At 71.3% G+C, this 5,240-nt stretch carries 3 protein-coding genes; all 3 read right to left on the bottom strand.

Annotation, left to right across the window (positions count from 1 at the left end; genetic code table 11):
* Positions 1–22: 22 nt before the first annotated feature.
* Positions 23–3,184: a transglycosylase domain-containing protein gene (locus Q673_RS23525; protein WP_023005107.1), complete on the bottom strand. Its 3,162-nt coding sequence runs from the start codon at positions 3,182–3,184 to the stop codon at positions 23–25.
* Positions 3,185–3,280: 96 nt separating this feature from the next.
* Positions 3,281–4,744 (bottom strand): tRNA uracil 4-sulfurtransferase ThiI, encoded by a 1,464-nt coding sequence (thiI, locus tag Q673_RS23520; protein ID WP_023005106.1) that lies wholly within the window; start codon positions 4,742–4,744, stop codon positions 3,281–3,283.
* A gap of 122 nt (positions 4,745–4,866) precedes the next feature.
* Positions 4,867–5,148, bottom strand: a complete 282-nt coding sequence (locus tag Q673_RS23515; protein WP_023005105.1) for a hypothetical protein — start codon at positions 5,146–5,148, stop codon at positions 4,867–4,869.
* Positions 5,149–5,240: the final 92 nt, after the last annotated feature.

Here is a 5,240-nt window from a genome sequence, read left to right as displayed (position 1 = left end):
CTATCTGCGATAGCCCTGGGTCTCACGAGGCGTCGTTATCCTGCCTGGTATCGTCGGCCATCAGCGGCTCGGGGGTGGCGGCGGGGTGGCAGCGCGTCTGTTCGCCGGGGGCGAGGTAGGGGGTGAGCAGCGGGGCCATGCCCTTGATCACCTGCACCGGCAGCCCGGAGGTGAACTCGAAGGCGTCGGCCTCGCCGCCCGGGACATAGGCGGTGAGGGTGCCGAAGTGATCGTCACCCAGATAGAAGACGAAGGTGGCGGTGCGGCTGCGCGCCTCGGAACGTACCACCTGGCCGCTGGCGGTAACCGTCACGAAGCGGTTGTCGCCGGTGCCGGTCTTGCCGCCCAGCGCCAGGGTGCTGCCGTCATCGAGCCGGAAGCCACCCTTGAGGCGACGCGCCGTGCCGCCCTCCACCACGCCCGCCAGTGCCCGCCTCAGGGTGGCGGCCACTTCCGGCGCCATCACCCGCCGGGCGCGGGTGGCGTCGGCCACGAAGCGGGTCTCGTAAGGGGTGTCCGCGGCGAAGTGCAGCGAGTCGATGCGCCGGGTGGGGGGGCGCACCCCGTCGTTGAGGATGATGCCCACCAGTTCTGCCAGGGCGGCGGGGCGGTCGCCGGAGCTGCCGAGCGCGGTGGCCAGCGACGGCACCAGGTGGTCGAAGGGGTAACCCAGCCGCTGCCAGCGGCGATGGAGCTCCAGGAAGGCCTCCGCCTCGAGCATGGTGCGGATGCGCGAGTCTCGCGCCCCGCGGTGGCGGGTCCGGAACAGCCAGCCGTAGACCTCCTGGCGGGCGTTTCGGCTGGCCAGCTCGGCGTCGGCATAGTCGGCGTCGGGGCGGTCGACCAGGAAGCCCACCAGCCACAGCTCCAGGGGGTGTACCCCCGCGATATAGCCCTGGTCGGAGAGGCTCAGGGTGCTGGGGTCGCTGCGTTCGTGGAGGGCGGCGAGGTCGATGTCGAGGCGGCGTCGCTCGCCCAGACGCTCGGCGAGGAAGGCGGTCAGGGCCATGGCGTCGCCCTCGGGGTAGAGGTAGCGGAACACCGCGGCCAGGCGGCGGGCATCGGGCCGGAGGCCTCCGAGCAGCGCCTCGAGCCGCCCGGCGGTATCCAGGTGGCGATACTTGCGCCAGAAGCGCTGCAGGAAGACCCGTCCCTCGCGGTCGGCGAAGCCCTGCAGGTAGTCGAGGCGCCGCGGGTCGTCGTCGTCCTCCAGCATCTGCCGGCGTCCCGCCTCCTGGTGGATGGTGAACCGCACCAGGTCGCGCATCAGGCGCACGAAGGGCAGGTTGAGGGAGTTGCGCAGCGCCTCCTCGAGGGTCGGTCGCCGACGATCGTCCCGGCGGCTGAAGTTGCTGAAGGTGTGCTGCCCGCCGCCGGTGAAGAAGGTTTCGTGGGGGCTTGCCGAGTAGCGCCGCTGCATGGCGGCGCCGAGGAGTGCCTCGAGGGAGAGCGCCGGGTCGGCCGCCAGGCGATCGATCACGAAGCGGCGGATGGCGTCATGGCGATCCACCGGCAGGGCACGCAGCGCCGCGGGGTCCTGGCCGGCGTGTTCGGCGTAGAGCTCGGCGACGATCTCTAGGTAGCTGGCCAGCACCCGCAGCTTGGCGGTGGAGCCGAGCTCCAGCTTGCTGTCCTGGTTGAGGTCGAAGGGCTGGTGGTCGTTGTCCGTCTGCACCCGCACCGCGAAGCCTTCGGGCTGGCGCTCCAGCAGGGTGAAGCTGTAGCGCACCGCGCCCACGCCGTCGGCGTCCAGCAGGCGTTCGCCCAGCAGGCCCTGCTCGGCGGCGAAGCCGGGGTCGGCCAGGCGGTGGAGGTGGTCGGTGACCGCCTCCTGTAGCGGGACATTGAGGGTGGTGGTGGCGGCGAGGTCGAGCCGGTCCAGCTCGTAGAGCGAGAGGCCGAGCAGGCCGGCGAGCCGGGTACGGGCGACCTGCAGCGCCTTGCCGCCCTCGACCCGCGGGCGGATCGGGTCCTGGCCGAAGTCGCGGAAGCCGAGGCGCTGGCCGAGGGCGGCGTCGCGCAGCGCCGGGGAGAGCAGACCCTCCCGGGCGAGCAGCGTCAGGTGGGCGTCGGTGAGCTCCTCCAGGGCGTCGCGGCGGGTCATCAGGTAGCCGCTGGGCCGGCGCTGGGCGATCATCAGCGCCAGGGTGCGACGCACGGCCAGGCCGTGCTCGGCGCCGGGGGCGTCAGTCGCCAAGGCCTCGCGCAGCAGGCGGTTGGTGGCGGCGACGTCGGCGCCGAACCACACCGCGAGCCCGTCGCCCAGGCCGTGGACCTCGCCGTGGCCCAGGGCGGCGGAGAGCGGCACGCTGTTGAGGTAGTCCAGGGCGATGCGGCGACGCTGGGTCAGGGTCTCGGGCCCGTCGCGGTAGCCGCGCACGCTGGCCGAGACCATCTGGCGCAGCTTCTCGGTGGGGGAGTGGGTCAGGCCGCCGGGGGAGTGGCGATACTTCTCGATCTGGGTGGCCAGGGTGCTGCCGCCGGCGGACTGGCCGGGCAGGTCCAGCGCCTCGCCGACCTGGGAGAGGGCCGCCCGGGCGAAGCGTGGCCAGTCCACCGCCGGGTTGGCATGGGGGCTCTCGGTGTCGAGCAGGCCGCGGTCCTCGATGAACAGCAGCATCGCCAGCGCCAGCAGCGGAACGGCGTCGAAGTCGGCGTAGTGGTGGCCCGGCTGGCGGAAGCGGTAGAGGGGCGCGCCGCTGCAGCTTTCGAGATCCAGACCGGCCCGGGTCTTCTCCTGGTAGGGCGGGAAGAAGCCGCGCGCCACGTAGCGCATCATCGCCGGCGAGAGACGCGCCTGGGCCTCGACCGTGAAGTCGCGCTGCAGCAGGCGGCGCTGGAAGTCGGGCAGCCGCGTGTAGCCCAGTCGTTCATCGAAGGGGCCGTGGTGTGGCGGTTGCCAGCGGTCGCTGGGACCGGGGGCCAGGGTATAGGTGAGCCCCGCGGCGTAGCGGGAGAGTTCGCGGGACTGCCATTCGGAGGAGCGCACCTCGGCCACCACCAGGCCGGCCACGGCGCCGGCGGCAAGCATCAGGATCAGCAGCAGCCAGGGCCAGCGGCGACGCCGGCGGGGCTTGGCCGCGAGCGTATCGGGTACCCGGGGCGTCCGTGGCCATGCCGGGTCGAGCAGGACCTCGCCGCTGCCGGGGGCCCGCGGGGGTGGCGGATGGCGGTGCCTGCCCATGGTCTTCGCTCCCGAGGTGACCCTTCTGTAACGAAAGGTAGCTTTCCCTCTAGCGTAGACGCTTGCGCGGCTCCTGCGGCGGCGAATTCAACGGACTCAGGACGCCTGGTAGACGCCGAAGTGGGTCAGGCCACGGTCGTGCAGGTGGAGCGCCTGCATGCGGCTCATCACCCCCTGGTCACAGTAGAGGAAGTAGCGGCGGTCGTCGGGCAGCTCGGGGGCGCGCTGCTGGAGCTCGTAGAAGGGGATCTCGAGGCAGCGACCGGCGGTGAGGCGGAGCGGCGCCGCCTCGCGCTCCGCCGGTGCCCTGATGTCGATCACGCTGACCGCGTCGCCGGCGCCGGCCTCGGCCAGTGCCGCGTCCGGCCGAGGGGCGGGCTCGGGCTCGGCGAGCCGGTCGCTGCGGGTGACCTCGGCGGCCTCGATGGCGGCATCCAGCACGGTGAAGTCGAACCCGGCCTCCGCCTCGGCGATCTGGTCGCGGCGGGCACGGGTGTTGGGGCGCCGCGAGATCACGCCGCAGTACTCCGGCATGTTCTCGGCGAACCGGGCGGTGTCGATCTCGCGCGCCTGGGCGATGATCGCCTGCTTGTCCTCGGTCAGCAGCGGGCGCAGCAGCGGCAGATCGCTGGCGTCGTCGATGAGCGAGAGGTTGGTCAGCGTCTGGCTCGAGACCTGGGCGATGGCATCGCCGGTGACCAGCGCCGGCACCCGATGGCGGCGCGCGATGCGCGAGGCGGCGCGTACCATCATGCGCTTGAGCACCACGCCCATCATGCCGTCCGGCACCTGGCGCAGGATCTCGCCGACCACTGGCTCGAAGGGCACCGAGATGAAGTTGACCCGGTGCGAGAGGCTGTAGCGCTGCCACAGGTGGTGGGTGACCTCGCGTACGCCGCGCTCATGCTCCGGGCCGCCGAGGTTGAAGAACAGGAAGTGCGTCTTGATGCCGCGGCGGATCATGCGCCAGGCCGCCACCGGGGAGTCGTAGCCGCCGGAGATCAGCGCCATGGCCTGCCCCTGGAGGCCCAGCGGATAGCCGCCCAGGCCGGGCAGGCGGCGGTCGATCAGGCGCAGGCGGCGCTCGGCCACCTCCACCGTGACGTCCACCTCGGGGCGGGTCAGGTCGACCCGGGCGTCGGGTGCCGCCGCCAGCAGCGCCGCCCCCAGGTGGCGCTCCATGTCGGCGGAGGTGAAGGCGTGACTACCCCGGCGCTTGGCCGAGACCCGGAAGCGCCGCCCGGCGATCCGCTCCCGCCAGCGCGGCACCACCGACTCGGCGATCTCCTCGAGGGTCGCGAAGTCCACCTCGCGTACCTCCTGCACCTCCTGGATGCCGGGGAGACGTACCAGGCGTGCCTCCACCTCCTCGGCGAGGCCCGGGGCGGCCGGCTCGGGCAGGGTAACCCTGAGCAGGTCCCACGCCTCGCGCACCCCGATGCGCGCATCCAGCGGCTTCAGGGTGTTGCGCACGTTGGCGGTCAGGCAGTGGGTCATGTGACGGCGCACGGAGCGCGACTTGATGGTGATCTCGGGGAACAGCTTGAGCAGATAGTACATGAGGCGAGAATTTGTATAACTCTAGTCAAAATAATGGCTTGTCATTGTACCAGAGCCGGTTCTCGCACACACGACGACGCCCGGCCGGGGCCGGGCGTCATGGTCTCCGGGGTGGAGGCGTGTCAGTAGAGTGCCTGCTCCTCGTTGACCACCTCGCGCAGCAGCTCCAGGAACAGCTTGTCGGCCTCGGAGTGCTCGGCGGGATCCTCCGGGATATGCACGCTGGTGGTGTCGGAGATCTCGTTGGCGATGCGTGCCATCACCGCGGAGGAGCTGCCCTCCGGCAGGTGGCGGCGCGCTACCTCGAGGGACTGCTCGAGGATCTTCGGGTCCTGCAGCAGCTTCTTGATGAAGCCACGCAACTCGTTGATGACGCGTGTCTTCTGGATTTCGGAAGAGGACATGGCGTTCTCCTTGTGATCACCGGCCGTGTCGATGGTCGAGACGATAGCACGTTTGCCCCTGGTGCGGCTTGCCTATTCGGCCCGCCGGTCCC

This window comes from Halomonas sp. PBN3 (genome assembly GCF_000475415.1).
GTDB classification, from domain to species: Bacteria; Pseudomonadota; Gammaproteobacteria; order Pseudomonadales; family Halomonadaceae; genus Halomonas; species Halomonas shengliensis.
Note: the sequence above shows the minus strand (reverse complement) of the source record. Positions and strands in the feature narration are given on the sequence as shown.